Consider the following 26,165-nt stretch of genomic DNA (forward strand, 5'->3'; position numbering starts at 1 on the left):
ACTGGATACAGTATGGTACCCTCAACATTTTCTCGTTTGAAGGCCGCGCGCACGCTGCCTGTCGTCCTGGCGGCGCTGCTTTTCGCAGGGTGCGGCACCCAGGCGCCGGATCAAAGTGCAGCCTATATGCAGAGCTCAGCGCAAGCTGACTCCGCCTTTTACCTGCATCAGATGCAGCAAAGCGCTGATGATAGCAAGACCAACTGGCAATTACTCGCCATTCGTGCACTGCTGAAAGAAGGTAAAAGCCAGCAGGCCGTCGAGCTGTTCAACCAACTCCCGCAGAATCTGAACGATACGCAGCGCCGCGAGCAGTCGCTGCAGGCCGTCGAGATCAAACTGGCGCAGAAAGATGTGGCAGGCGCGCAGGCCTTGCTGGATAGGCTAAAACCCACTGACGTCGCGCCAAATCAGCTGGCGCGTTACTGGCAGGCGCAGATCGATGCCAGCCAGGGACGCCCGTCGCTTACCCTGTTGCGGGCGTTAATCGCCCAGGAACCGCTACTGGCGGCGAAAGATAAACAAAAAAATATCGACGCCACCTGGCAAGCGCTCTCCGCCATGACGCAGGATCAGGCCCGGACGCTGGTTATCAACGCCGATGAAAATGTGCTGCAGGGCTGGCTGGATCTACAACGCGTCTGGTTTGACAACCGCAACGATCCAGACATGCTGAAAGCCGGGATCGCCGACTGGCAAAAACGCTACCCGCAAAATCCGGGGACGAAAATGCTGCCGACGCCGCTCGTCAATGTACAACGTTTTAAACCGGCTTCCACCAGCAAAATCGCTCTGCTGCTGCCACTGAGCGGTCAGGCCGCCGTGTTTGGCCGTACCATCCAGCAAGGTTTTGAAGCCGCGAAAAACCTCGGTACTCAGGCGGTGGAGATGCAGCCTGCCGCCGCGCCTGTCGAACCTGACGTGGATGATACGCAGCCGCAAATCATAGACGGCGTCGCCAGTCCGTCGCAGGCATCGGTGAGCGATCTGACTGATGACGAGCAATCCCAGTCCGCTACGCCGGTCAGCGCGCCACAAACTCCCCCTGCGCAGCCTGCTACGGCAAACGCGCCGGCAAATCCTTCTGCCGAACTAAAAATCTACGATACCTCTTCCCAACCGCTGGATCAGATTCTTGCGCAGGTTCAGCAAGACGGCGCCAGTATCGTGGTCGGGCCGCTGTTGAAAAACAATGTGGAAGCGCTGATGAAAAGCAACACGCCGCTCAACGTGCTGGCGCTCAACCAGCCGGAAACGGTGCGTAGCTTCCCTAACATCTGCTATTTCGCGCTCTCTCCGGAAGATGAAGCCCGTGACGCGGCGCATCATATTTATGACCAGGGCAAGCAGACGCCGCTGCTGTTGCTCCCACGTAGTTCGCTTGGCGATCGCGTGGCGAACGCCTTCACTCAGGAGTGGCAAAAACTGGGCGGCGGCATCGTATTACAGCAAAAATTCGGCTCCGTAGCCGAGCTGAAAATGGGCGTAAATGGCGGCGCGGGTATTGCGCTGACGGGTAGCCCGGTCGCCGCCAGCGTGCCTGCGCAGCCGGGTGTCACTATTGGCGGTCTGACCATCCCTGCGCCGCCGACCGACGCGCAAATCACCGGCGGCGGACACGTAGACGCGGTCTATATTCTGGCCACGCCTGAAGAGATTGGCTTTATTAAACCGATGATCGCCATGCGTAACGGCACCCGGAGCGGCGCGACGCTGTATGCCAGCTCTCGCAGCGCGCAAGGCACCTCCGGCCCCGACTTCCGTCTGGAAATGGAGGGCTTGCAGTACAGTGAAATTCCCATGCTGGCAGGCGGCAATATGTCGTTAATGCAGCAGGCGATGAATGCCGTACATAACGACTATTCTCTGGCGCGAATGTACGCTATGGGCGTGGACGCCTGGACGCTGGCGAACCACTTTTCGCAGATGCGTCAGGTGCCAGGATTTGAGATCAACGGTAATACCGGCGCATTAACCGCCAGCCCGGATTGTGTGATTAACAGGAAGTTATCATGGCTCAAATACCAGCAAGGGGAAATTATTCCCGCCAGCTAACGTGTAAACAGGCCGGTGATGCGTGGGAAGCTGCCGCGCGTCGCTGGCTGGAAAGCAAAGGACTGCGGTTTATCGCCGCCAACGTGCGCGTGCGCGGCGGCGAAATCGATCTGATCATGCGCGACGGAAAAACCACGGTTTTTGTTGAAGTCCGCTATCGGCGTTCCGGACTTTATGGCGGCGCGGCTGCTAGTGTGACCCGCAGCAAACAACACAAATTATTACATACTGCCCACTTGTGGCTGGCCCGCCAGAATGGGAGTTTTGATACTGTGGATTGCCGGTTCGATGTGTTAGCCTTCACCGGAAATGAGATTGAGTGGTTTCGGGATGCGTTTAACGACCACTCATAATTGACGATTTTAAGGATTAGCGTGCTCGAAAGAATCAAAGTCTGCTTTACAGAAAGCATTCAAACTCAAATTGCTGCGGCGGAAGCGCTTCCGGATGCTATTTCCCGCGCCGCCATGACGCTGGTTCATTCCCTGCTTAACGGCAACAAAATCCTCTGTTGTGGAAACGGGACGTCCGCGGCCAACGCACAGCATTTTGCTGCCAGCATGATTAACCGCTTTGAAACGGAGCGACCCAGTTTACCCGCCATTGCACTAAATACCGATAATGTGGTCTTAACAGCGATCGCTAACGATCGTCTGCACGATGAAGTTTATGCAAAACAAGTCCGGGCGCTGGGACATGCGGGCGATGTTTTACTGGCAATCTCTACGCGTGGTAATAGTCGCGATATCGTAAAAGCCGTTGAAGCAGCCGTCACGCGTGACATGACCATTGTGGCGCTAACCGGATATGACGGGGGCGAACTGGCCGGACTATTAGGGCCGCAGGATGTTGAAATTCGTATCCCTTCACACCACAGCGCGCGCATTCAGGAAATGCATATGCTGACGGTAAACTGCCTGTGTGATTTGATCGATAACACGCTTTTTCCTCACCAGGATGATTAAGGAGTACACATGAAGGCATTTTCGCCGCTCGCAGTCCTTATTTCTGCGTTGCTATTGCAAGGTTGCGTCGCCGCCGCAGTAGTGGGTACGGCGGCCGTCGGCACCAAAGCCGCAACCGATCCGCGTAGCGTGGGCACCCAAGTGGATGACGGAACGCTGGAACTGCGCGTCAGCAGCGCGCTGTCGAAAGATGAGCAAATCAAGAAAGAAACGCGCATCAATGTCACAGCTTATCAGGGCAAGGTTTTGTTAGTCGGCGAGTCGCCAAACAGTGAACTCTCCGCACGCGCTAAACAGATCGCGATGGGCGTTGAAGGCGCCACCGAAGTTTATAATGAGATTCGCCAGGGACAGCCTATCGGTCTGGGGACCGCCTCTAACGATACCTGGATCACCACGAAAGTTCGCTCACAACTGCTGACCAGCGATCAGGTAAAATCGTCAAATGTGAAAGTCACCACCGAAAACGGCGAAGTGTTCCTGCTGGGACTGGTGACTAAACGTGAAGGTAAAGCGGCAGCGGATATCACCAGCCGGGTGAGCGGCGTAAAACGCGTTACCACCGCCTTTACGTATATTAAGTAATCTGTGTGCCGGGTGGCGATAAGAATGTGTAAATCGCGTCGCCATCCGGCAAATCATCCGGCTTCGTTACCCCGCTTTTTCCCGCAGTTGCGATGAGGTCAGAATCGTCACGCCTTCTTGTTCTGGCGCCAGCGCTTCCGCCAGCATGGCTTGCGCTACATCCCGCGCATCAATCGATTTCCAGTTGCCTGGCAGTAGTCGGAATAGCGGAGCGAAAAGCGTTTCATTCATTCGCTGCTTTGTTCTGTCGCCCAGCAGTATAGAAGGCCGGACAATAGTCAAACGAGGCCATTTTTGCGCGATTAACGCCTCTTCCATTTCGCCTTTCACCCGATTATAGAAAAACGGAGAGTGCGCGTTTGCCCCCATTGAACTGACCACCAGCATGTGCTGCGCACCCAGCCGACGCCCGGTCAGCGCAGTATCAACCACCAACGTATAATCCGCATGAATAAACGCCGCTTTACTTCCTGCTTCACGCCGGGTCGTGCCCAGGCAGCAAAAGACAATATCCACCGGGTCGGTCACCTGGGCTAACGCATCGGTAAGCTGCGGATCGTGAGGGTTATAGACGCCGACGGCATCCGTCAACGAGCGTCTCGTCGGCGCAGCGATGGCGCTCACCTGCGGCGTGTTGATCAACATTCTCAGCAGATGTCCGCCTACCAGTCCGGTCGCGCCGGTAATCAGTACCTGACTCATCCTCGCTCCTTTACAGATTTGTCCGCCTTGCACTCTCGGCCCTATCAACCAGGCTTAAACGATGAGGTAAGTATCCATCATTGTGGAAAATTTGCCTTATCCAAAGCCAACACAGTGGAGGAAACGCATGAGTAAGAAAATTGCCGTTTTGATTACCGATGAATTTGAAGATTCAGAATTTACCTCGCCCGCAGCAGAATTCCGTCAGGCCGGGCATGAGGTCATTACCATCGAAAAAGAGGCGGGTAAAACGGTGAAAGGGAAAAAAGGCGAGGCCAGCGTCACCATTGATAAGGCGATCGATGACGTTCGTCCCGACGATTTCGACGCCCTGCTATTACCGGGCGGCCATTCGCCGGACCATCTGCGCGGCGACAACCGCTTCGTGGATTTTACCCGCGATTTCGTTAACAGCGGTAAACCAGTCTTTGCCATTTGCCACGGCCCACAGTTGTTGATCAGCGCCGATGTCATTCGTGGCCGCAAGCTTACGGCGGTGAAACCGATTATTATCGATGTGAAGAACGCGGGCGCGGAGTTTTACGATCAGGAAGTCGTCGTCGATAAAGATCAACTGGTGACCAGCCGCACGCCTGACGATCTGCCAGCATTTAACCGTGAGGCGCTACGCCTGCTGGGCGCTTGAGTCGCGTAACCAGCGCATTTTTTTACCAAATCCCAGCGTGTTGTCGGTGAATTTAATTTCATCCAGCCGGATTTCCCATACCGGCGCGGGCAGCACTCTGGCGACCGGGAAGCGACGAAGGTAAGCTTTACGCGCTACGTCGCTCTCCTGCCCCTCCAGACGGCGAATTTCCCCTTTAAACTGGACACCGCGAATGTGCGCCACCGTTTTCGGCTGGCCATTGACCGTTCCCGCCACTGGCGCGTGCGCGCCGGACATTTGCGCATGGCGGGTTTTATCATCCGTTAACAGATAAAACGCGACATGTTGCGCATCGAACAAATAAAACGCGTTGGCGCACCACAGTTCTCCCTCGCGGCATACGCACCAGGTCACCACATGTTGTTTCGCCAGCCAACGGCTTATAGCGGTAAGTGTGTCCATCTTTATTCTCGCTTATACTGGGAACCTGAAAATTATCATGCTGATGGCGACAATGACACCCTGGTATCTGTATCTGATTCGTACCGCAGACAACGCGCTTTACACCGGGATCACTACCGATGTAGCGCGTCGTTACAGACAGCATCAAACGGGAAAAGGCGCAAAAGCGTTACGGGGGAAAGGCGAATTAACGCTGGCATTTGCGGCGCAGGTTGGCGATCGCTCACTGGCCCTGCGCATAGAGTATCGCATCAAACAGCTCACAAAGCGCCAGAAGGAGCGCCTTGTGACGGAACAAGAGGCGTTTGAATCACTGTTGTCCAGCCTGCAAACGCCGGTACTTAAAAACGATTGAAGTGGTCGTGATACTCCACCAGACCCGTCACGCCCTCCAGCGCATCCTCAGCCAAACGGTGTATCTGGAAAGCGCTTTCCGTACCGGGCCAACGGCAGTGAAGATCGTAATGGGCGGCCAGTTCAAAACCGAAGCGGCTATATAACGCCGGATCGCCCAACGTCACGACCGCCGCATAGCCGAACTCATTGAGCGAATCCAGCCCTTCATACACTAACTGGCGCGCCAGCCCTTGCCCGCGATACTGTTCATCGACCGCCAGCGGCGCCATGCCGACCCATTGTAAATCTTCGCCCTGCACATCAACCGGACTAAAGGCCACATAGCCCACCACCTGACCTTCATCATCCGTGGCTACCAGACCGAGCGTCAGAAAGCCATCTTCACGCAAATCGTGAACCAGCCTCGCTTCCGCATCGCTTTCGAATGAACGGCGCAACAGCGCATCAATACCAGGCGCGTCAATGGGGATTTCTACTCGAATTAGCATGGTTCACCTACCGAGGTCTGTTTGGTTTGCGGCGAGTTTTTCATGCCCGCCTCAACAAAATCCGCCAGTTGCAGCAGCATAACGCGTAACGCTTTCGGCATTTGCTCCAGTTCGATGGCGTCCATCAGATTCTTCACATACAACCCTAACTCAGTATCGCCTTCAATGACCAGTCGACGCTGGAAAAAAAGCGTATCCGGATCCTGTTTACGGGCGGCTATCATGAGCAGATCGCTGGCGTCGGCGCTAAAGCTGACGTCGGCATCCGCCTGCTGGCTAACAATCAGTTTTTCATTTTCAACCGTGGTATACCATTTCAGGCCAATGTCACGAACATGAATGCTTAACCAACAACCTTCGAGGAATTCCAGCTCTCCATCGGCCAGCGCCTGACGAAACTGCCAGCTCAGAACCTGTTCCAGTACCTGGCGCTTTAGCGCAAAGGGCGTCAGTTTAACCGGTACACTCATCAGAGACGGGCCAGCATGGACTAAGCGTGAACGCAGTTTATCTAACACGAGCTTTACTCCCTGTTTCAATAGTCCTGTTATTTTGCCATATCCAATAAATCACATGGCGGCGTAAATCAACAATTGGATCTGATTTTCTACCCCATTATTGGTGTTACCAATACGCCTTTAACTGCCTTAAATCAAAAATTGTCGCAGCAAGGTTAACTAAAATCCTTGTTCGTTAACAATTTTGCGTCTCAGACGTAACCCTCAGGATAAATTATGGAGCTGCTCTGCCCTGCCGGAAATCTCCCGGCGCTGAAGGCGGCCATCGAGAACGGCGCTGACGCCGTTTATATCGGGTTAAAAGACGATACTAATGCCCGTCACTTTGCCGGCCTTAACTTCACCGAAAAAAAATTGCAGGAAGCGGTGAGCTTTGTTCATCAGCATCGCCGCAAATTACATATCGCAATTAATACATTTGCGCATCCGGACGGCTATGCCCGCTGGCAACGCGCCGTAGATATGGCGGCGCAGCTTGGCGCCGACGCATTGATTCTCGCCGACATCGCCATGCTGGAGTATGCCGCAGTTCGTTATCCGCATATTGAGCGTCATGTTTCCGTTCAGGCCTCGGCAACCAACGAAGAGGCTATTCGTTTTTATCACCGCAATTTTGATGTCCACCGCGTGGTGTTGCCGCGTGTGCTATCGATCCACCAAGTGAAACAACTGGCCCGCGTCACGCCCGTACCGCTGGAGGTATTCGCGTTCGGTAGCCTGTGCATAATGGCGGAAGGCCGCTGTTATCTTTCTTCTTACCTGACCGGCGAATCGCCCAATACCGTTGGCGCCTGCTCTCCTGCTCGCTTTGTTCGCTGGAAACAAACGCCGCAGGGGCTGGAATCGCGCCTGAACGATGTCCTGATTGACCGTTACCAGGACGGCGAAAACGCAGGCTACCCAACGCTGTGTAAAGGCCGCTATCTGGTTGACGGCGAGCGCTATCATGCTCTGGAGGAGCCGACCAGTCTGAACACGCTGGAACTGTTGCCGGAGTTGATGGCGGCGAACATCGCCTCGGTTAAGATCGAAGGCCGCCAGCGCAGCCCGGCCTACGTCAGCCAGGTGGCGAAAGTGTGGCGCCAGGCGATCGATCGCTGCAAAGCTGCCCCGCAGAACTTCATTGCACAACGCGACTGGATGGAGACGCTCGGCGCGATGTCCGAAGGCACCCAGACCACGCTAGGCGCGTATCACCGTAAATGGCAGTGAGAGGAACTATGAAATATTCCTTAGGACCAGTGCCTTATTACTGGCCGAAAGAGACGCTGGAAAATTTTTATCAGCAGGCCATGGAAAGCAGCGCTGACCTCATTTATCTGGGCGAAGCGGTGTGCAGCAAGCGCCGCGCTACCAAAATCGGCGACTGGCTGGAGATGGCGAAATCCCTCGCTGGCAGCGGTAAACAGGTGGTCCTCTCCACGCTGGCGCTGGTGCAGGCCTCTTCAGAACTGGGCGAACTGAAGCGCTATGTGGACAACGGCGACTTTCTATTGGAAGCCAGCGATCTCGGCGTAGTGAATCTGTGTGCCGAACGCAAACTGCCGTTTGTCGCTGGCCATGCGCTGAACTGTTACAACGCGGTCACGCTGCGCCTGTTGCTGAAAGAAGGCATGGTGCGCTGGTGTATGCCGGTTGAGCTTTCCCGCGACTGGCTGGTGAATTTGCTCAATCAGTGCGATGAGCTGGGCATCCGCAATCAGTTTGAAGTGGAAGTGTTGAGTTATGGGCATCTGCCGCTGGCTTATTCCGCTCGCTGTTTTACCGCCCGTTCGGAAGACCGTCCGAAAGATGAATGCGAAACCTGCTGTATTCAGTACCCGAACGGGCGTAACGTACTCTCGCAGGAGAACCAGCAGGTCTTTGTGCTTAACGGTATTCAGACCATGAGCGGTTATGTCTACAACCTCGGCAACGAACTGGCGTCAATGCGGGGGCTGGTGGATATTGTCCGGCTGTCGCCGCTGGGTACGGAGACCTTTGCCATGCTTGACGCCTTTCGCGCTAACGAAAACGGTGGCGCACCATTACCGCTTACCGCGCATAGCGACTGTAACGGCTACTGGAAACGCCTGGCTGGCCTGGAGCTACAGGCGTAAAATTGCCGGATGGCGGCGTGGACGCCTTATAAAGCTCACTTTGTTAACAACATTCGCTAATCTTTAATGCAGTATGACAAAATTAACGGATAACAAAGTGAGCGGCTATGACTACCAACTCTGTCCCATTCTCGGTACTCGACCTGGCGCCAATCCCGGAAGGTGCCTGCGCCAAAGAGGCCTTTTCGCATTCGCTGGATCTTGCTCGCCTTGCAGAAAAGCGTGGCTATCACCGCTACTGGCTGGCGGAACATCACAACATGACCGGTATCGCCAGCGCGGCAACCTCGGTGCTGATTGGCTATCTGGCGGCGAATACCACCACGCTGCATTTAGGCTCCGGCGGCGTCATGCTACCGAACCATTCACCGCTGGTGATTGCCGAGCAGTTCGGTACGCTGAATACACTTTACCCCGGACGAATTGATTTGGGTTTAGGACGCGCGCCGGGCAGCGATCAGCCGACGATGCGCGCGCTGCGCCGCCATATGAGGGGTGATATCGATAACTTTCCACGCGATGTCGCAGAGTTGGTGGACTGGTTTGATGCCCGCGATCCTAACCCTCACGTGCGCCCGGTTCCCGGCTATGGTGAGCAGATCCCGGTATGGCTGCTTGGCTCCAGCCTGTATAGCGCGCAGTTGGCGGCGCAACTCGGTCTGCCGTTCGCTTTTGCTTCACATTTCGCGCCGGATATGCTGTTCCAGGCGCTGCATCTGTATCGCGCTAACTTTACTCCTTCGGCGCGTCTGGAGAAACCTTACGCGATGGTGTGCATTAACATTATTGCCGCCGACAGCAATCGCGACGCGGAGTTCCTGTTTACCTCCATGCAGCAGGCATTCGTGAAGCTACGCCGTGGGGAAACGGGCCAATTACCGCCGCCGATTGAGAACATGGATGCCTTCTGGTCATCGTCCGAGCAGTATGGCGTGCAACAGGCGTTGAGCATGTCGCTGGTCGGTGATAAAGCGAAGGTCCGCCACGGGCTGGAATCTATCCTGCGGGAAACCCAGGCGGATGAGATTATGGTTAACGGGCAGATTTTCGATCATCAGGCACGGCTACATTCGTTTGACCTGGCGATGCAGGTCAAAGAGGCGTTGGCGGGGTAGTTTTTATGCCCGGTGGCGCTACGCTTACCGGGCCTACGGGATCGCGTAGACCGGATAAGACGCAGTCGCCATCCGGCATAAAAATATTACTGGTACACCGGCAACAGATTAAAACTCGACAAGATGTGTACCAGTGCGTTGCCAACGCCAAACAGCAGAATCAGCATAATCATCGGCGTGCCGCCCCAGACGCGAAATTTCGGGCTGCCAAAGCGTTGGCGGGATTTACGCGCCAATAACGCCGGAACAATTGCCGCCCAGATCGTCGCTGCCAGCCCTGCATAACCAATGGCGTACAGGAAGCCGTTCGGGTACAGCAGGCCACCAATTATCGGCGGCAGGAAGGTGAGCAGCGCCGTTTTAAAGCGCCCCATAGCCGAGTCATCAAAGCCAAACAGATCCGCCAGATAGTCGAACAGACCTAACGTCACGCCGAGGAATGAGCTCGCTACCGCAAAGTTGGAGAACACCACCAGCAGCAGATCCAGACTGCGGCTGTTCAGCACGCCGCTCAGCGCCTGTACCAGCACATCAATATTGCCGCCTTTCTGCGCAATGCCGATAAATTCCGGACGCGGGATATTGCCCATCGTCCCCAGCAGCCAGACGGAATAGAGCGCCAGCGCCAGTAACGTCCCGTAAATCAGGCATTTGACGATGGTACGCGGATCCTTGCCGTAATACTTCATCAGGCTCGGCACGTTGCCATGATAGCCGAATGATGCCAGACAAAACGGCAGCGTCATCAGCAGGTACGGCGTATATGACGCGTTGCCGTCGGCCACGTTAAACAGCGTGGTCGACGTGACGTGTCCCAGCAGGCTGCCAAAGGTCAGGAAGAAAGTAATCACTTTCGCGCCCAGCACAATCGCCGTCATCCGACTCACCGCCTTCGTACTCAGCCACACCACAAACGCCACCAACAGCGCAAAGGCAAAACCTGCCGCCCTCGCAGGCACATTCAGCGACATTTCCGCAAAGGTATGATGCAGAATCGAACCGCTCGCCGAGATATAGGCATACGTCAGGATATAGAGCACAAAGGCAATAGAGATACCGTTGACCACGTTCCAGCCTTTCCCCAACAGGTCTTTGGTGATGGTGTCAAAGCTCGAACCAATGCGGTAGTTAAGATTCGCTTCGAGGATCATCAGCCCGGAGTGCAGCATACAAAACCAGGTAAAGACCAATGCCGCTATCGACCAGAAGAACCACGCACCGGACATGACCACAGGCAGGGAGAACATTCCAGCGCCAATGATTGTGCCGCCGATAATCACCACGCCGCCAAGCAGCGAAGGTGACGTTTGGGTGGTGGTAAGTGTGGACATACAGCCATTTCTCCCGTCATTTATAGTGTGACCATCCATCAATACGCCACACTGTACCAGTACACGAGTACAAAAGAAATAAAAAAAGCCCCGATGATTACGATCGGGGCTGTATATTTTACTTTACGCTGCGAAAGCGCAGGTTAGCGTGAGTTACGCATCACCGCCGAAACGACGACGACCGGTAGAGTCATCGCGACGCGGACCACGGCTTTCACGACGTTCGCCGCTGAAACGACGTTCGCCACTGAAACGACGACCATCACCACGGCCACCTTCACGACGTTCACCGCTAAAATTACGACCGCCTTCACGACGCTCGCCGCCAAAGCTACGACCACCGCCACGACGTTCACCACCAGTGTGCGGCTGCGCATCGCCCAGCAACTGCATGTTCATCGGTTTGTTCAGGATGCGGGTGCGGGTAAAGTGCTGCAGCACTTCGCCCGGCATACCTTTCGGCAGCTCAATGGTGGAGTGAGACGCGAACAGCTTAATGTTACCAATGTAACGGCTGCTGATGTCGCCTTCGTTAGCGATCGCGCCAACGATATGACGAACTTCCACGCCGTCATCACGGCCCACTTCAATGCGGTACAACTGCATATCGCCAACGTCACGACGTTCACGACGCGGACGATCTTCACGATCGCCACGCGGACCACGATCGCGTGGACCACGGTCATCACGGTCGCGGAATTCACGCTTAGGACGCATCGGCGCATCCGGAGGCAGAATCAGCGGACGCTCGCCCTGCGCCATTTTCAGCAGCGCGGCGGCCAGCGTTTCGAGATCCAGCTCTTCGCCTTCAGCAGACGGCTTGATTTTCGCCAGCAGCGCACGGTACTGATCCAGATCGCTGCTTTCCAACTGTTGCTGAACTTTCGCAGCGAATTTTTCCAGACGGCGTTTGCCCAGCAGTTCTGCATTCGGCAGTTCGACTTCCGGAATGGTCAGCTTCATAGTGCGTTCAATGTTACGCAGCAGGCGACGCTCGCGGTTTTCAACGAACAGTAGCGCGCGTCCCGCACGACCCGCACGACCGGTACGACCGATACGGTGAACGTAAGACTCGGAATCCATCGGGATATCATAGTTCACCACTAGGCTAATGCGCTCAACATCCAGGCCACGGGCCGCAACGTCGGTGGCGATCAGGATATCCAGACGACCGTCTTTCAGGCGTTCCAGAGTCTGCTCACGCAGCGCCTGGTTCATATCGCCATTCAACGCGGCGCTGTTGTAGCCGCTACGCTCCAGCGCTTCCGCGACTTCCAGGGTCGCGTTTTTGGTACGCACGAAGATAATCGCCGCATCAAAGTCTTCCGCTTCCAGGAAACGCACCAGCGCTTCGTTTTTACGCATCCCCCACACCGTCCAGTAGCTCTGGCTGATATCAGGACGGGTAGTCACGCTGGACTGAATGCGCACTTCCTGCGGCTCTTTCATAAAGCGGCGGGTAATGCGACGAATCGCTTCCGGCATGGTGGCGGAGAACAGCGCGGTCTGATGACCTTCCGGAATCTGCGCCATAATAGTTTCAACGTCTTCGATGAAGCCCATACGCAACATTTCATCGGCTTCATCCAGCACCAGACCGCTCAGTTTAGAGAGATCCAGCGTACCGCGTTTCAGGTGGTCCAGCAGACGTCCTGGCGTACCAACGACGATCTGCGGTCCCTGACGCAGGGCACGTAACTGCACGTCATAACGCTGACCGCCGTACAGGGCAACCACGTTTACGCCGCGCATGTGTTTAGAGAAATCCGTCATGGCTTCGGCAACCTGTACTGCCAGTTCTCGGGTTGGCGCCAGCACCAGAATCTGAGGCGCCTTCAGCTCAGGATCAAGATTGTTGAGCAGCGGTAAAGAGAACGCTGCAGTTTTGCCGCTACCGGTCTGGGCCATGCCCAGCACGTCGCGACCGCCCAGCAGGTGCGGAATGCACTCTGCCTGGATTGGAGATGGTTTTTCGTAACCCAGATCGTTAAGGGCTTCAAGGATAGGAGCCTTCAGCCCCAGATCTGCAAAAGTGGTTTCGAATTCAGCCATGTAGTACGTGTGCCTCAAAATTAATGGCGGCCAGTCTACATAACTCATCATGAAATTGATCTGCAATTTTCATTGAAAAGTGTGAACCGGCTCAAAGTAGGTGTATTAACGAACAACAACACCCTCACCCGCGAAGGTGATGGCAATCAAAAAGATTACGGGCTGATATGTTCGTCAGCTATTGCTGGTCCGATTCTGCCAGGTCATCTTGTTCCTGGCCCAGGAGCGATAATTCCAACAATGCGTATCGGTGTTCAACAAAGTTATGAACGTTGTTGGCCACCGCCAGTTTGAACAGAGCCGTAGCGCTGTCCAAATCCCCCAGACTTAGGTAATACTTACCTAAATAGAAGTTGGTTTCACTGAGATGCTCAGCGAGCGAGGTGTTATCCGTTGCGTCCGCCTTGAGCCTATCCATCAGCGTTGCTTCGCTAATATCGCCCAGGAAGAACTCGACAATGTTCCATCCCCATTGCTCTTTATCCGCTTTCTCGAAACGTTGCTTCAACGCTTCTTTCGCCTGCTTCTCATTAAGCTTCTGCTCAGCGAGATAAAGCCACAGACTACGGAAAGGATCATTGGGATCGTCTTGATAAAACGCCAGCAGATCATCTTGCGCTAACTTATCACGGCCGCCGTAATACAATGCGATACCGCGGTTTAAGTGCGCGTAGTTGTAAGTTGGATCAAGCTCTAGTACAGAATCAAACGCTTCATAGGCAGCATCAAAATTGCCTGCCTGCGTTAAATAAATGCCTAAGTAATTGAATACTTCGGGCATATCCGGCCTGATTGCCAGCGCTTGTGAAAAATCATTTCGCGCTAATGCCCTCAAACCAAGACTATCATACAACACTCCGCGCTCATATAAAAGCTGTGCGCGTTCGTCATCGGTCAAAGCCCGACTGGCAAGAATCTGTTCCATACGCGCCAGAATCACTTCCTGCTGTAAAGTCGGTTGCAATGGTACTGCGAGGACTTCACTTTTACGCCAGGCGGAATTACTGCATCCTGCCAGCGTGAGTGCTGTCGCCACGAAACACCAGCGCAGAAAAGGCTTCATTTCCCACTCCCGAAGACAACGATTGAATGAACGTCCTGTTCCCCGGTGGCTCAACAAGGCGTCCAGCCAGGTCTAAAGCCCTCCGCAATGCGAAGGGCAGATGGCAACCTTACTCGCCCTGTTCGCTCGTCGGCGCTTCCGGCGCAGCCGCAGGTTGAGTCTGTTCGATTGCTTCTTTAATGCTCAGACGTACACGGCCCTGGCGGTCAACTTCCAGAACTTTAACCGGGACTTCCTGACCCATCTGCAGATAGTCGGTCACTTTCTCTACGCGCTTATCCGCAATTTGAGAGATATGAACCAGACCTTCTTTACCGCCGCCAATGGCAACAAACGCGCCAAAGTCAACGATGCGGGTCACTTTACCATTGTAGATACGACCGACTTCGATTTCAGCGGTGATCTCTTCGATACGACGGATAGCATACTTCGCTTTTTCACCGTCGGTCGCCGCGATCTTCACAGTACCGTCATCTTCTATTTCGATGGTGGTGCCGGTCTCTTCAGTCAACGCGCGGATCACAGAACCGCCTTTACCGATAACGTCTTTGATCTTGTCCGTGCTGATTTTGATGGTATGGATACGCGGCGCGAATTCAGAGATATCGCCGCGCGGCGCGTTGATCGCCTGTTCCATCACGCCCAGGATGTGCAGACGGGCGCCTTTCGCCTGATTCAGAGCAACCTGCATGATCTCTTTGGTGATACCTTCAATTTTAATATCCATCTGCAGCGCAGAGATACCCTCGCGGGAACCCGCGACTTTGAAGTCCATATCGCCCAGGTGATCTTCGTCGCCCAGAATGTCAGACAGCACAACGTAGTTGTCGCCTTCTTTCACCAGACCCATCGCGATACCCGCAACGGCAGCTTTAATTGGCACGCCAGCATCCATCAGCGCCAGGGAAGCGCCGCACACGGAAGCCATAGAGGAAGAACCGTTGGATTCCGTAATTTCAGACACCACGCGAACGGTGTACGGGAATTTATCCATGTCCGGCATCACTGCCAATACGCCGCGCTTCGCCAGACGACCGTGACCAATTTCACGACGCTTAGGAGAACCGACCATGCCGGTTTCGCCTACGGAGTACGGAGGGAAGTTGTAGTGGAACAGGAAGCTGTCAGTGCGCTCGCCCATCAGTTCATCAAGCACCTGCGCGTCACGAGCAGTACCCAGCGTTGCAGTAACCAGCGCCTGCGTTTCACCACGGGTGAACAGAGCGGAACCATGAGTACGCGGCAGTACGCCAGTACGGACATCCAAACCACGAATCATGTCTTTTTCACGGCCATCGATACGCGGCTCGCCTGCCAGCACGCGGCTACGAACAACGTTTTTCTCGATCGCGTGCAGGATTTCGCCCAGCTCGTTAGCGTCCAGAGTGTCGTCTTCTGCGGTAAGCTGATCGATGGTTTCAGATTTGATCACGTCAACCTGAGCATAACGCTCTTGTTTGTCGGTGATGCGATAAGCGTCGCTCAGACGAGATTCAGCAAGCGCAGCTACGCGCGCGTTCAGCGCGTCGTTAACCGCTTCCGGCTGCCAGTCCCAACGCGGTTTACCGGCTTCTTTCACCAGGTCATTGATCGCCTGGATAACCACCTGCTGCTGCTCGTGACCGAATACCACTGCGCCCAGCATAGTGTCTTCGCTCAGCAGTTCAGCTTCGGATTCCACCATCAGCACAGCTGCTTCAGTACCGGCAACCACCAGGTCCAGTTTGCTCTCTTTTAGCTCGTCCTGGGTTGGGTTCAGTACGTACTGGTCATTAATATAACCAACGCGCGCAGCGCCAATCGGGCCGTTGAACGGAATGCCGGACAGGGACAGCGCGGCGGAAGCACCAATCATCGCCACGATATCCGGGTTAACCTGCGGGTTAACGGAAACGACGGTGGCGATAACCTGAACTTCGTTGACGAAGCCTTCAGGGAACAGCGGCCGAACCGGGCGGTCAATCAGACGCGCGATCAGCGTTTCGCCTTCGCTTGGGCGACCTTCACGACGGAAAAAGCTACCCGGGATACGACCGGCAGCGTAGGTACGCTCCTGATAGTTAACAGTCAGCGGGAAGAAGTCCTGGCCTGGTTTGGCTTTTTTCTGACCGACAACGGTAACGAATACGGCGGTGTCATCCATGCTTACCATAACGGCAGCAGTGGCCTGACGCGCCATCATGCCAGTTTCCAGCGTAACGGTATGCTGACCGTACTGGAATTTACGAACGATCGGATTAAGCAAAATAATATCCTTTCCAATTTTTGACGGCACAATACGCGCCGTCGTTAATACCCGATCTTCTGCGCATCCTCGCGACTAATGACAACCTTTACCCGCCCTTGCGGATCAAGCCTCTCATTAGCCGCGCGAACCTCTGCAACGGAAGATCATTCATAGCAACAATACATTAGTTTCCAGTGAATTGCTGCCGTCCACTTGAAAAAAGGGGCCATGAAGGCCCCCTTTTTCTGAAACTCGCAAGAATTAGCGACGCAGGCCCAGACGCTCGATAAGCGCGGTGTAGCGTGCAACATCTTTACGTTTCAGGTAGTCGAGCAGTTTACGACGCTGAGAAACCATGCGCAGCAGACCACGACGGCTGTGGTGATCTTTTTTGTGCTCTGCAAAGTGGCCCTGCAGATGGTTAATCTGTGCAGTCAACAGAGCAACCTGAACATCGGTAGAACCGGTGTCGTTTGCATCACGACCAAACTCAGAAACGATTTTAGCTGTAGCTTCAGTACTTAGAGACATTTTAAAACTCCAAAGTATTAAGAATGAAAGGACGCCGATCTCTAATTCAGCGATCCCAGTGTACGCTTCATAAACTGTTAAAAAATTTACGCGACGTTAAGCGGCAGTATTCTACTCGCAGCGCTCTCTTATCGCAAGACGAAGCGACGTTACGCCGGGTGCTCAACTACCAGTCGACGGGGTGCGACACGGCCTTCGTCGTCGATTTCGCCCATGCCGATAAATTTACCGTCTTCACCTTCCGTCACACGAACCAGTCCATTCAACGGCGCGCCCGAGGTACGAACCGGGTTACCATTTTTGAAGTATACCGAAGACGTTAGCGGCAGATTAACAACAGGATAGTCCGAAGCCGGACTATCCATTGGCATCAATAATGGATCGAGCAACTGCGCCGCCGGAACGCCCTGCTGTTCCGCCTGCGCCGCCAGCGCCTGCAAATGTTCCAGCGTTACCATTCGCTCAACCGGATACTTGCTGACCGTCAGACGACGCAGATAAATGACGTGTGCGCCACAGCCGAGCTTCTCGCCCAGATCGTCAATAATAGTACGAATATAAGTGCCTTTCGAGCAGTGAACTTCCAGTTCAAGCTCGTTACCTTCGTGGCGAATAAACAGCAGTTCGTAGACGGTAATCGGGCGGGCTTCACGCGGTACTTCAATACCCAGACGAGCATATTCGTACAGCTTTTTACCCTGATACTTTAGCGCCGAATACATCGACGGAATCTGTTCGATATCCCCACGAAAGGTCTCCAGCGCGCTCGCAAGCTGCCCGGCGCTGAAAGTCACCGGACGCTCCTGTACGATTTGCCCATCGGCGTCAGAGGTGTCAGTACGCTGTCCCAAACGGGCAATTACGCGATAACGTTTATCTGAATCCAGCAGATACTGCGAAAACTTAGTCGCTTCACCGAGACAAATCGGCAACATGCCGGTCGCCAGCGGGTCCAGCGCGCCGGTATGCCCGGCGCGGTTGGCATTGTAGATACGCTTCACTTTCTGCAGCACGTCATTACTGGACATACCCTGCGGCTTATCCAGCAGCAGAACGCCGTGAATGTCGCGGCCACGACGACGAGGACGACTCATCAGTCCTCCTTGCTGTCGTCCGGGTTCACACGACGTTCTTCGTCATGTTTCACCACGTTAGTCACCAGATTGGACATTCGCATCCCTTCAACCAGCGAGTTGTCGTAGAAGAAGGTCAGTTCCGGCACGATACGCAGGCGCATGGCTTTACCCAGCAGGCTACGGATAAATCCGGACGCTTCCTGTAACGCTTTGATGCCCGCTTTTACCGCGTCTTCATCTTTGTCATTCAGGAAAGTGACGTACACTTTGGCATAAGCCAGGTCACGGGACATTTCGACACCGGAGACGGTGGTCATCATGCCCAAACGCGGGTCTTTAATTTCGCGCTGCAGGATGATTGCAATCTCTTTTTGCATCTCCTGGGCCACACGCTGCGGGCGACCAAATTCTTTCGCCATAATCAATTCTCCAGAATAAAGACAAAAAAGGGGCATTCAGCCCCTTTTGAAATTCATGCCGGGTGGCGCTTCGAAGCCTAATGGCGCTACGCTTATCAGGTCTACAACCCGAGACCGTAGGCCTGATAAACGAAGTGCCACCAGACATTACGAAGATTATGCAATCGTACGTTGGATCTCGATAATCTCGAACACTTCGATCATATCGCCAGCACGTACGTCATTGTAGTTCTTCACGCCGATACCGCATTCCATACCGTTACGGACTTCGTTAACGTCATCTTTGAAGCGGCGCAGGGATTCCAGCTCGCCTTCGTAGATAACCACATTGTCGCGCAATACGCGGATCGGGTTGTGACGCTTAACCACGCCTTCGGTAACCATACAACCTGCGATCGCGCCGAATTTCGGCGATTTGAACACGTCACGCACTTCTGCCAGACCAATGATCTGCTGTTTCAGTTCCGGAGACAGCATACCGCTCATCGCCGCTTTCACTTCATCGATCAGGTTATAGATGACGGAGTAGTAGCGCAGATCCAGGCTTTCAGATTCGATCACTTTACGCGCAGACGCATCCGCACGAACGTTGAAGCCAACCAGAATTGCGTTGGACGCCGCTGCCAGCGTAGCGTCGGTTTCGGTGATACCACCTACGCCGGAACCGATGATCTTCACTTTAACTTCGTCAGTAGACAGTTTCAGTAAAGAGTCGGAAATCGCTTCCACGGAACCCTGTACGTCGGCCTTCAGCACGATATTCACTTCGTGAACTTCGCCTTCGGTCATGTTGGCAAACATGTTCTCAAGTTTCGATTTCTGCTGACGCGCCAGTTTAACTTCACGGAATTTGCCCTGACGGTACAGCGCCACTTCACGCGCTTTCTTCTCATCACGCACGACGGTCACTTCATCACCGGCAGCCGGAACACCGGACAGACCCAGGATTTCCACCGGAATGGACGGACCCGCTTCCAGTACTTCCTGACCCAGTTCATTACGCATCGCACGAACGCGACCATATTCGAAACCGCACAGTACGATATCGCCTTTATGCAGAGTACCTTCGCGTACCAGAACGGTTGCCACAGGGCCACGACCTTTATCGAGGAAGGACTCGATCACCGCCCCGCTCGCCATACCTTTACGTACCGCTTTCAGCTCCAGAACTTCGGCCTGCAGCAGGATGGCGTCCAGCAGTTCGTCGATACCGGTACCTGCTTTCGCAGAAACATGGACGAACTGGCTTTCGCCGCCCCACTCTTCCGGCAGGATGCCGTACTGGGACAGCTCGTTCTTAACGCGATCCGGATCCGCTTCCGGCTTATCGATTTTGTTCACTGCAACCACTACCGGCACGCCTGCCGCTTTCGCGTGCTGGATTGCTTCGATAGTCTGCGGCATCACGCCGTCGTCTGCCGCCACAACCAGAACCACGATATCCGTCGCCTGGGCGCCGCGAGCACGCATAGAGGTAAACGCGGCGTGACCCGGGGTGTCCAGGAAAGTGATCATACCGTTGTCGGTTTCAACGTGGTACGCACCGATGTGCTGGGTAATGCCGCCCGCTTCGCCAGAGGCCACTTTCGTGGAACGAATGTAATCCAGCAGCGAGGTTTTACCGTGGTCAACGTGACCCATGATGGTCACGACCGGTGCGCGCGGTTCAGCCGCAGCGCCGGTATCACGGTCGCTCATTACCGCTTCTTCCAGCTCGTTTTCACGACGCAGGATAACTTTGTGGCCCATCTCTTCGGCAACCAGTTGTGCGGTTTCCTGGTCGATGACCTGGTTGATGGTGGCCATTGCGCCCAGTTTCATCATCGCTTTGATGACCTGAGAGCCTTTAACCGCCATCTTGTTCGCCAGTTCGCCAACGGTGATGGTCTCGCCGATCACCACGTCGCGGTTAACGGCCTGAACAGGCTTCTGGAAACCTTGCTGTAGGGAAGACCCTTTACGCTTGCCGCCTTTACCGCCGCGAACCGCAGCGCGTGCTTCTTCACGATCGGCTTTCGATTCAGCGTGTTTGTTACCTTTTTTCGCCGGACGCGCCGCTTTCGCATTACGACCACGGCCGCGACCGCCTTCTACTTCACGATCGCTTTCGTCTTCGGCCTGGCGAGCGTGCTGAGACGTAGTGACATGATAGTCACTGGTGTCTTCTACAGGCTCAGGCGTTGCGGTCCATTTGTTCTCTTCCGCCATGCGGCGAGCTTCCTCTGCTACACGACGCGCTTCTTCTTCGAGTTTGCGACGCGCTTCTTCTTCCGCTTTACGCTTCAGCTCTGCAGCTTCATTCTCACGGCGGGCTTTTTCGGCCTGGGCGGTTTTGGTCATATCGTCAGTCTGTTGATTGCTCACTTTGTCTTTTTCCGCAGCTTCACGTTTCGCTTTTTCAGCGGCTTCACGCTTAGCTTGTTCTGCGGCCTCGCGTTCAGCTTTTTGTTGCGCCTCGCGTTTGGCCTGTTCTTCTGCCTCACGACGGGCTTGCTCTTCCGCTTCACGCTGCGCCTGTTCTTCCGCGGCAAGGCGTTCTGCCTCTTGCGGGTCGCGTTTTACAAAGGTGCGCTTCTTGCGGACTTCGATTTGTACCGATTTACTTTTTCCACCGGTACCAGGAATATTCAGGGTGCTGCGTGTCTTACGCTGCAGCGTCAGTTTATCGGGACCAGAACCCGCTTCGCGGTTCAGGTGCGCCAGTAAAGTCTGTTTTTCTTGCGCGGACACAGAGTCGTCAGCAGATTTCCGGATACCTGCATCAGCAAACTGCTGTACCAGGCGATCCACGGAAACCTGTCTCTCTGCGGCCAGCGCTTTTACGGTTACATCTGTCATGCTGTTCCTTCCTGCTACAGTTTATTACGCTTCGTCGCCGAACCAGCAAATATTACGGGCAGCCATAATCAGCTCACCGGCTTTTTCGTCGGTCAACCCTTCGATATCAGCCAGATCATCAATGCCTTGGTCGGCGAGATCTTCCAGCGTACAAACACCACGCGCCGCCAGTTTGAAAGCCATATCGCGATCTAATCCTTCCAGATTCAACAGATCGTCAGCCGGTTTGTTATCACCGAGGCTTTCTTCCTGGGCCTGTGCCAGAGTGGCCAGTGCGTTTTTAGCACGCTCGCGCAGTGCTTCAACGGTCGGCTCATCAAGGCCGTCAATTTCCAGCAGTTCTTTCATTGGCACATAGGCCAGTTCTTCGAGCGTGGAGAAGCCTTCTTCTACCAGAACGGTCGCGAATTCTTCATCAATATCAAGATGCTTAGTAAAGATCTCAATAGCGGCATGTGTTTCAGCCTGATGTTTAGCCTGCAGATCATCAACGGTCATTACGTTGAGTTCCCAGCCGCTCAATTGCGAAGCCAGACGGACGTTTTGACCATTACGCCCGATCGCCTGCGCCAGATTACCGGCTTCAACGGCGATATCCATGGTATGTTTATCTTCGTCTACCACGATGGAAGCGACGTCTGCCGGCGCCATCGCATTAATGACGAACTGCGCGGGGTTATCATCCCACAGCACGATATCAATACGCTCGCCGCCCAGTTCGGTAGAGACTGCCTGAACACGCGCGCCGCGCATACCCACGCAAGCGCCAACCGGATCGATACGCTTATCGTTGGTTTTCACCGCGATTTTGGCACGAGAGCCAGGATCGCGAGCCGCTGCTTTAATTTCAATCACTTCTTCGCCAATTTCCGGTACTTCAATGCGGAACAGTTCGATCAGCATTTCCGGCCTGGAGCGGGTGACGAACAACTGCGCGCCACGCGCTTCTGGGCGAACAGCGTACAGCACACCGCGAATACGGTCGCCAGGACGGAAGTTTTCACGCGGCAGCATATCTTCGCGCAGAATCACCGCTTCAGCGTTACCGGCCATCCCTTCTGATTTAATTTCCAGAGAGATATTGTCGCGGTTAACTTTCTTTACCACGCCAGTGACGATTTCGCCTTCCTGATCGCGGAACTGATCGACAACCATCGCACGTTCGGCTTCACGCACTTTCTGGACGATAACCTGTTTCGCGGTCTGCGTAGTGATACGGTCAAAGGTGACAGATTCAATCTGATCTTCAACGTAATCGCCGACGTTGAGGCTTTCGTCTTCGAAACGCGCCGCTTCCAGCGTAATTTCCTTCGTTGGCATGGTCACTTCTTCAACAATCAACCAACGGCGGAAAGTATCAAAATCACCGCTTTTACGATCGATTTCTACACGAACATCGATCTCCTGCTCATATTTTTTCTTTGTTGCTGTCGCCAGCGCACTTTCCAGCGCTTCAAAAATTTTTTCGCGTGGCAGCGCTTTTTCGTTGGAGACGGCTTCAACAACAGCCAAAATTTCTTTGTTCATCGCGGGCTTTTCACCTCATCCAGACTATTAAAAGTGGGGAACCAGGTTCGCCTTCTGGATATTACTCAGCGCGAACACTTCATCTTTGCCTTCGACTGTGACGGTAATCATTTCACCGTCCACCGCTTTGATAATGCCCTGCCACTTGCGACGGTTCTGTACCGCCATGCGAAGAACCAGCGCGACTTCTTCACCCTGGAAACGCGCATAATGATCGGCAGTGAACATAGGACGGTCGAGACCCGGTGACGAGACTTCCAGGTTGTAAGCCACAGAGATAGGATCTTCAACGTCCAGCACCGCGCTTACCTGGTGGCTCACATCAGCACAATCATCAACATTGATGCCATCTTCACTATCAATATAGATGCGCAGTGTGGATGTGCGACCGCGAATAAATTCGATGCCGACCAGCTCGTAGCCTAAGGCTTCGACTGGCGCTGTAATCATCTCTGTTAATTTTTGCTCTAATGTGGACAAGCCCACCCCCAAGACATAAAAAAAGGGCCTAAAGCCCAGTTATTCTGTAGTCAGATAACAAAAAACCCCGATAAATCGGGGCTTTATATAACTGAACCCTATAACCGCAACTGCGGTCTGGTGTACCTTCCGAAAGAATTTTTTTCAAATCCAGCTACGAAGGCCATAGTCTTCACAGTATATTTGAAAAAGAACTCTAAGGGAAAATGGTTGCGGGGGCCGGATTTGAACCGACGACCTTCGGGTTATGAGCCCGACGAGCTACCAAGCTGCTCCACCCCGCGCCTGAAACGTGGCAAATTCTACTCGTTTTAGGTAAAAAATGCAAATACTGCTGGGATTTGGTACCGAGGACGGGACGTAAAATCTGCGCATAGTATAGTGACCAGGCATGAGTAATGTCAACCTTAATCCCAATATGCAAATGAATGAATATTCCCCTTTCGTTATACTCATCCGCCCCTCTCCGGCTTAGACTCGCATTTCATAACGTTATTTTAGTAAATCCTCATTAAACGCTTCCTGTCTCTGATAAAAGATGATTAAATGAAAACTCATTTATTTTGCATAAAAATGCATTGAAACAGAAAACCGATCTCACTATCAGTCAATCACGCAGGGTTCTATTCTATGACGACGATTCTTAAGCATCTTCCAGCAGGTCAACGTATTGGTATCGCTTTTTCCGGCGGTCTGGACACCAGCGCCGCACTGCTGTGGATGCGACAAAAAGGAGCTGTCCCATATGCATATACTGCGAATCTGGGACAACCGGATGAGGATGACTATGAGGCCATTCCCCGTCGCGCAATGGAGTATGGCGCAGAGAATGCTCGCCTGATTGATTGCCGCAAGCAGTTGGTTACAGAAGGGATCGCCGCGATTCAGTGCGGCGCTTTCCATAATACTACCGGCGGGCTGACCTATTTCAATACCACGCCGCTGGGCCGTGCCGTGACCGGCACGATGCTGGTCGCTGCGATGAAAGAAGACGGCGTGAATATCTGGGGCGACGGCAGCACCTATAAAGGCAACGATATTGAACGCTTCTATCGTTACGGCCTGCTGACCAATGCTGAATTACAGATTTACAAACCGTGGCTGGATACCGACTTTATCAATGAGCTGGGCGGTCGCCATGAGATGTCTGAATTTATGATTGCCTGCGGTTTCGACTATAAGATGTCGGTCGAAAAAGCCTATTCTACCGACTCCAATATACTCGGCGCCACGCATGAAGCGAAAGATCTGGAGTTTCTTAACTCCAGCGTCAAAATCGTCAACCCGATTATGGGCGTGAAGTTCTGGGACGAAGAGGTGAAGATTCCGGCGGAAGAAGTGTCTGTCCGTTTTGAGCAGGGACATCCGGTAGCGCTGAATGGCAAAACCCTCAGTAATGACGTTGAGATGATGCTGGAAGCAAATCGCATCGGTGGCCGCCACGGTCTGGGTATGAGCGACCAAATTGAAAACCGTATCATTGAAGCGAAAAGCCGCGGTATTTATGAAGCTCCCGGAATGGCGCTGCTACACATCGCCTACGAGCGTCTGCTGACCGGTATCCACAATGAAGATACCATCGAGCAGTATCACGCGCATGGCCGCCAACTGGGTCGTCTGCTGTATCAGGGTCGCTGGTTCGACTCTCAGGCGCTGATGCTACGCGACTCCCTGCAACGCTGGGTAGCCAGCCAGGTGACGGGCGAGGTCACGCTGGAGCTGCGTCGCGGCAACGACTACTCAATTCTGAACACCGTGTCCGACAATCTGACCTATAAGCCAGAACGTTTGACCATGGAAAAAGGCGATTCCGTATTCTCGCCGGACGATCGTATTGGTCAGTTGACGATGCGTAACCTGGACATCACCGATACGCGTGAAAAACTGTATGGCTATGCGCAGTCTGGCCTGCTAGCGACATCGTCTGCAACTGGTTTACCACAGGTCGGCAGTCTGGAAAAAAGCAAAGTAGCCGAATGATATTTCACAGGCCGCGCAAGCGGCCTTTTTTATAGGGGATGATAACTGTAGGCGGATAAGACGTACACGCCGCCATCCGATATTGATTGTTTGATGGCGCTGTGCTTATCAGGCCTACATGCCACATCATTCGATGTGGTCACAGACGAAAAAAAGACGCTTTTCAGCGTCTTTTTTCTGGAATATTGGTACCGAGGACGGGACTTGAACCCGTAAGCCCTATTGGGCACTACCACCTCAAGGTAGCGTGTCTACCAATTCCACCACCTCGGCACGGATACTGCTATTAGTTATTAGTGCGGGATATCACTGGTCGGCTGGGCCGGCGCAGCAGGTTGAGTCTGCTCGGTCTTCGTCGGCGCGCTCAGATTTTCCCACTCGCTTCCTTTATTGGTTTTGTTGCTATTGATATTACCCAGCACCAGACTGATGATGAAGAACAGCGTCGCCAATACCGCCGTCATTCGGGTCATGAAGTTACCAGAACCACTTGAACCAAATAGCGTAGCGGAAGCGCCTGCTCCGAAGGAGGCTCCCATATCAGCGCCTTTACCTTGCTGCAGCATGATCAGACCCACAAGGCCAATTGCCACAATAAGGAAAACAACTAAAAGAGCTTCGTACATAATCAACCTGTTCCTTGCGGAGTTGCCGCGTACCAATGCTTCTACCAATAAAACGGGATTTT

General features: G+C 53.9%; 26 protein-coding genes and 2 tRNA genes. 10 read left to right on the forward strand and 18 right to left on the reverse strand.

The window, feature by feature from the left end; genetic code table 11:
- Window positions 1-12 precede the first annotated feature (12 nt).
- The 4 genes from F4V61_RS10225 to dolP are packed head-to-tail and all read left to right on the forward strand — an operon-like array spanning window position 13 to window position 3,605.
- Window positions 13-2,055: a penicillin-binding protein activator gene (locus F4V61_RS10225; RefSeq protein ID WP_080161193.1), complete on the forward strand. Its 2,043-nt coding sequence runs from the start codon at window positions 13-15 to the stop codon at window positions 2,053-2,055.
- Complete coding sequence (locus F4V61_RS10230; protein WP_000057288.1) at window positions 2,013-2,408, forward strand: YraN family protein; 396 nt, start codon at window positions 2,013-2,015, stop codon at window positions 2,406-2,408. The genes F4V61_RS10225 and F4V61_RS10230 overlap by 43 nt, the downstream gene beginning before the upstream one ends.
- Window positions 2,409-2,429: 21 nt before the next feature.
- On the forward strand, window positions 2,430-3,020 hold the full coding sequence (gene diaA, locus F4V61_RS10235) for a DnaA initiator-associating protein DiaA (protein ID WP_000893481.1): 591 nt from the start codon (window positions 2,430-2,432) through the stop codon (window positions 3,018-3,020).
- A gap of 9 nt (window positions 3,021-3,029) precedes the next feature.
- Window positions 3,030-3,605: a division/outer membrane stress-associated lipid-binding lipoprotein gene (gene dolP, locus F4V61_RS10240; protein WP_038397577.1), complete on the forward strand. Its 576-nt coding sequence runs from the start codon at window positions 3,030-3,032 to the stop codon at window positions 3,603-3,605.
- A 66-nt stretch (window positions 3,606-3,671) separates the two neighbouring features.
- Here the strand turns inward: dolP and F4V61_RS10245 are convergent, their stop codons facing one another.
- Window positions 3,672-4,307 (reverse strand): NAD(P)H-binding protein, encoded by a 636-nt coding sequence (locus tag F4V61_RS10245; RefSeq protein ID WP_038397576.1) that lies wholly within the window; start codon window positions 4,305-4,307, stop codon window positions 3,672-3,674.
- Window positions 4,308-4,434: 127 nt separating this feature from the next.
- Here F4V61_RS10245 and yhbO point away from each other — a divergent pair, with 127 nt between their 5' ends.
- Window positions 4,435-4,953, forward strand: coding sequence for a protein/nucleic acid deglycase (gene yhbO / locus F4V61_RS10250; protein WP_038397574.1), 519 nt, complete (start codon window positions 4,435-4,437; stop codon window positions 4,951-4,953).
- On the opposite strand, the gene F4V61_RS10255 is transcribed toward yhbO, so the two are convergent.
- A complete protein-coding gene (locus tag F4V61_RS10255; RefSeq protein WP_038397573.1) occupies window positions 4,933-5,376 on the reverse strand; it encodes a YhbP family protein in 444 nt (147 codons plus the stop codon). The two genes, yhbO and F4V61_RS10255, sit on opposite strands and share 21 nt — an antisense overlap.
- Window positions 5,377-5,413: 37 nt before the next feature.
- Here F4V61_RS10255 and F4V61_RS10260 point away from each other — a divergent pair, with 37 nt between their 5' ends.
- A complete protein-coding gene (locus tag F4V61_RS10260; RefSeq protein WP_072159250.1) occupies window positions 5,414-5,731 on the forward strand; it encodes a GIY-YIG nuclease family protein in 318 nt (105 codons plus the stop codon).
- Here F4V61_RS10260 and F4V61_RS10265 read toward each other — a convergent pair.
- Both F4V61_RS10265 and ubiT read right to left on the reverse strand, forming a co-directional pair.
- Entirely contained in the window at window positions 5,718-6,221 is a 504-nt protein-coding gene (locus F4V61_RS10265; protein WP_000908571.1) for a GNAT family N-acetyltransferase, read from the reverse strand. The genes F4V61_RS10260 and F4V61_RS10265 overlap by 14 nt on opposite strands.
- Complete coding sequence (gene ubiT / locus F4V61_RS10270) at window positions 6,215-6,739, reverse strand: ubiquinone anaerobic biosynthesis accessory factor UbiT (protein WP_000884718.1); 525 nt, start codon at window positions 6,737-6,739, stop codon at window positions 6,215-6,217. The genes F4V61_RS10265 and ubiT overlap by 7 nt, the downstream gene beginning before the upstream one ends.
- Window positions 6,740-6,955: 216 nt before the next feature.
- On the opposite strand from ubiT, the gene ubiU reads away from it, so the two are divergent.
- From ubiU to F4V61_RS10285, 3 genes are all read left to right on the forward strand, one after another.
- Window positions 6,956-7,951: a ubiquinone anaerobic biosynthesis protein UbiU gene (gene ubiU / locus F4V61_RS10275; RefSeq protein WP_000421304.1), complete on the forward strand. Its 996-nt coding sequence runs from the start codon at window positions 6,956-6,958 to the stop codon at window positions 7,949-7,951.
- 8 nt (window positions 7,952-7,959) lie between these two features.
- A complete protein-coding gene (locus F4V61_RS10280) occupies window positions 7,960-8,838 on the forward strand; it encodes a U32 family peptidase (protein ID WP_141029341.1) in 879 nt (292 codons plus the stop codon).
- A 107-nt stretch (window positions 8,839-8,945) separates the two neighbouring features.
- A complete protein-coding gene (locus tag F4V61_RS10285) occupies window positions 8,946-9,953 on the forward strand; it encodes a luciferase-like monooxygenase (RefSeq protein WP_058345461.1) in 1,008 nt (335 codons plus the stop codon).
- 86 nt (window positions 9,954-10,039) lie between these two features.
- Here the strand turns inward: F4V61_RS10285 and mtr are convergent, their stop codons facing one another.
- From mtr to F4V61_RS10345, 12 genes are all read right to left on the reverse strand, one after another.
- Window positions 10,040-11,284 carry a tryptophan permease gene (mtr, locus tag F4V61_RS10290; RefSeq protein ID WP_000105966.1) on the reverse strand — a complete coding sequence of 415 codons (1,245 nt, stop codon included), beginning with the start codon at window positions 11,282-11,284 and terminating at the stop codon, window positions 10,040-10,042.
- A gap of 153 nt (window positions 11,285-11,437) precedes the next feature.
- Window positions 11,438-13,336, reverse strand: coding sequence for an ATP-dependent RNA helicase DeaD (gene deaD / locus F4V61_RS10295; RefSeq protein ID WP_000807237.1), 1,899 nt, complete (start codon window positions 13,334-13,336; stop codon window positions 11,438-11,440).
- Window positions 13,329-13,409 carry a protein YrbN gene (gene yrbN, locus F4V61_RS10300; protein ID WP_010723222.1) on the reverse strand — a complete coding sequence of 27 codons (81 nt, stop codon included), beginning with the start codon at window positions 13,407-13,409 and terminating at the stop codon, window positions 13,329-13,331. The genes deaD and yrbN overlap by 8 nt, the downstream gene beginning before the upstream one ends.
- Before the next feature lie 105 nt (window positions 13,410-13,514).
- A complete protein-coding gene (gene nlpI / locus F4V61_RS10305) occupies window positions 13,515-14,399 on the reverse strand; it encodes a lipoprotein NlpI (protein ID WP_000802067.1) in 885 nt (294 codons plus the stop codon).
- Between the two features lie 109 nt (window positions 14,400-14,508).
- Window positions 14,509-16,644 carry a polyribonucleotide nucleotidyltransferase gene (gene pnp / locus F4V61_RS10310; protein ID WP_080161195.1) on the reverse strand — a complete coding sequence of 712 codons (2,136 nt, stop codon included), beginning with the start codon at window positions 16,642-16,644 and terminating at the stop codon, window positions 14,509-14,511.
- A gap of 243 nt (window positions 16,645-16,887) precedes the next feature.
- Complete coding sequence (gene rpsO / locus F4V61_RS10315; RefSeq protein WP_000059465.1) at window positions 16,888-17,157, reverse strand: 30S ribosomal protein S15; 270 nt, start codon at window positions 17,155-17,157, stop codon at window positions 16,888-16,890.
- A 149-nt stretch (window positions 17,158-17,306) separates the two neighbouring features.
- The gene (gene truB / locus F4V61_RS10320) at window positions 17,307-18,251 is read right to left on the reverse strand and encodes a tRNA pseudouridine(55) synthase TruB (RefSeq protein ID WP_000089684.1); all 945 of its coding nucleotides are present in this window, start codon (window positions 18,249-18,251) and stop codon (window positions 17,307-17,309) included.
- The gene (gene rbfA, locus F4V61_RS10325; RefSeq protein WP_001040201.1) at window positions 18,251-18,652 is read right to left on the reverse strand and encodes a 30S ribosome-binding factor RbfA; all 402 of its coding nucleotides are present in this window, start codon (window positions 18,650-18,652) and stop codon (window positions 18,251-18,253) included. Before rbfA ends, truB begins: the two co-directional genes overlap by 1 nt.
- A 156-nt stretch (window positions 18,653-18,808) precedes the next feature.
- Entirely contained in the window at window positions 18,809-21,490 is a 2,682-nt protein-coding gene (infB, locus tag F4V61_RS10330) for a translation initiation factor IF-2 (protein WP_000133074.1), read from the reverse strand.
- 24 nt (window positions 21,491-21,514) lie between these two features.
- A complete protein-coding gene (gene nusA, locus F4V61_RS10335) occupies window positions 21,515-23,017 on the reverse strand; it encodes a transcription termination factor NusA (RefSeq protein ID WP_001031042.1) in 1,503 nt (500 codons plus the stop codon).
- Between the two features lie 27 nt (window positions 23,018-23,044).
- Complete coding sequence (gene rimP / locus F4V61_RS10340; RefSeq protein WP_000105461.1) at window positions 23,045-23,497, reverse strand: ribosome maturation factor RimP; 453 nt, start codon at window positions 23,495-23,497, stop codon at window positions 23,045-23,047.
- Window positions 23,498-23,704: 207 nt separating this feature from the next.
- Window positions 23,705-23,781 (reverse strand) — tRNA-Met (locus F4V61_RS10345).
- Window positions 23,782-24,127: 346 nt separating this feature from the next.
- On the opposite strand from F4V61_RS10345, the gene argG reads away from it, so the two are divergent.
- The gene (argG, locus tag F4V61_RS10350) at window positions 24,128-25,477 is read left to right on the forward strand and encodes an argininosuccinate synthase (RefSeq protein WP_079832912.1); all 1,350 of its coding nucleotides are present in this window, start codon (window positions 24,128-24,130) and stop codon (window positions 25,475-25,477) included.
- A gap of 186 nt (window positions 25,478-25,663) precedes the next feature.
- Here the strand turns inward: argG and F4V61_RS10355 are convergent.
- Both F4V61_RS10355 and secG read right to left on the reverse strand, forming a co-directional pair.
- Window positions 25,664-25,750, reverse strand: a tRNA-Leu gene (locus tag F4V61_RS10355).
- A gap of 20 nt (window positions 25,751-25,770) precedes the next feature.
- Window positions 25,771-26,103, reverse strand: coding sequence for a preprotein translocase subunit SecG (secG, locus tag F4V61_RS10360; protein ID WP_000272681.1), 333 nt, complete (start codon window positions 26,101-26,103; stop codon window positions 25,771-25,773).
- Between the last annotated feature and the right edge of the window lie 62 nt (window positions 26,104-26,165).

Source organism: Salmonella enterica subsp. arizonae, assembly GCF_008692845.1.
GTDB lineage: Bacteria > Pseudomonadota > Gammaproteobacteria > Enterobacterales > Enterobacteriaceae > Salmonella > Salmonella arizonae.